We start from the raw sequence: 1,479 nt of genomic DNA on the forward strand, positions 1-1,479 counted from the left end.
CACCTCATTACACACAAGTCGTAGCGGTGGCGAGCCGCGAAAAGTCGTTTACGGTCAATGACATAGCGGACGGAGTTGTAAACTCTCTCGGACTGGCGTTAACTCTTGCATTTTGGACGGCACATGACGCGAGAGAAATCGAGCTGGGCAGAAGCAGAATTCAAGGATATTGATTTGGGTGACCAACGGCTGAACAAGCGCGCGGTGCTACTGGCTGAGCGGCTTGCGGAGAAGCCGACGGCAAGCATACCCAACGCATGCGGCGGCTGGGCGGAAACGGCTGCAGCGTACCGCTTCCTGGCGCAAGAGGAGCTGGACTGGCGCGACATCATGGCACCACATTGGCAGAACTCGGCCGAACGGATGCGGGCTTGCGAAGTAGTGCTATGTATCCAGGACACCACGGAGTTGGACTTTAACGGCCAGACCATCACCGGCTTGGGTCCGCTGTCGTATGAAGCTCAACGCGGGCTGTATTTGCATCCGACTTACGCGGTGACGCCATCGCGCGAGCCGCTGGGCGTGCTTGATGCCTACATGTGGGCACGCGAGCCCAAGGGTGCGGATGGGGTGCGCCCCGGCATCAAGGAAAGTACCCGCTGGACCGAAGGATATGAACGGATTGCCGAACAAGCGGCGGCACTGCCCGCCACACGACTGGTCTATGTGGCTGACCGGGAATCGGACATCATGGCACTGATGGTCAAAGCGAAGGAGTTGGGCCATCCGGCGGATTGGTTACTGCGCTCGCAGCACAATCGCACCTTGCCTGACGGCGGCAAGCTATGGGACAAAGTGACTGCGGGTGAGCCAGTGGGTAGGATTCAATTTACGCTGGCAGCCCGTCAGGCTCAGCCTGCGCGCGCGGTACGACAGCAGGTGTGGGCGCAGCGTGTCGCGTTGCCCGATGCTGCCGGCGGCGTGGTGAGTGCCACTTGCATCGTCGCCCGGGAGGTCGACCCGCCGGCGGGCGCCAAGCCGATTGAATGGCGACTGCTCAGTAACCGCGAGGCGCACGACCTTGATGCCGCAGCGCAGCTTATTGACTGGTACCGCGCGCGCTGGGAGGTTGAGCTTTTCTTTCACGTGCTCAAGAACGGCTGTCGGGTCGAGGCATTGCAACTCGCATCGATGGCAAGGCTTGAACGTGCCTTGGCGCTGTTCATGGTGGTGGCATGGCGCATCGCACGGTTGATGCGACTCGGTCGAACTTGCCCAGACCTGGAGGCAGCGCTCTTGTTCGAGCGAGATGAATGGCGAGCGGCATTCATTCTCAATAAGAAGAAACCGCCGAAGAACTCACCGCGTCTGAATGAGGTCGTGCGCTTGGTCGCCATGCTCGGCGGCTTCCTGGCGCGCAAAGGCGACGGCGAACCCGGAGTCAAAACCATCTGGCAAGGCCTCCAGCGAGTGACGGATTTCGCCGCCGGCCTCAAGTACGCCCGAGAACTCGGCGAATGACTTGTGTGTAATCGCATG

1 protein-coding gene is annotated in these 1,479 nt (G+C 60.6%); it reads left to right on the plus strand.

The annotated features are described in order from the left end of the window. The first annotated feature begins 123 nt into the window (after positions 1 to 123). Entirely contained in the window at positions 124 to 1,461 is a 1,338-nt protein-coding gene (locus NCS58_RS34025) for an IS4 family transposase (RefSeq protein ID WP_284502542.1), read from the plus strand. Positions 1,462 to 1,479: the final 18 nt, after the last annotated feature.

The organism is Caballeronia sp. INML3B (assembly GCF_023631305.1).
In the GTDB taxonomy this organism is placed as follows: Bacteria; Pseudomonadota; Gammaproteobacteria; order Burkholderiales; family Burkholderiaceae; genus Caballeronia; species Caballeronia turbans.

Excerpts from the sequence above, each read along its gene's own strand:
- NCS58_RS34025 (WP_284502542.1), top strand. The coding sequence starts at position 124 with ATGACGCGAGAGAAATCGAGCTGGGCAGAAGCAGAATTCAAGGATATT.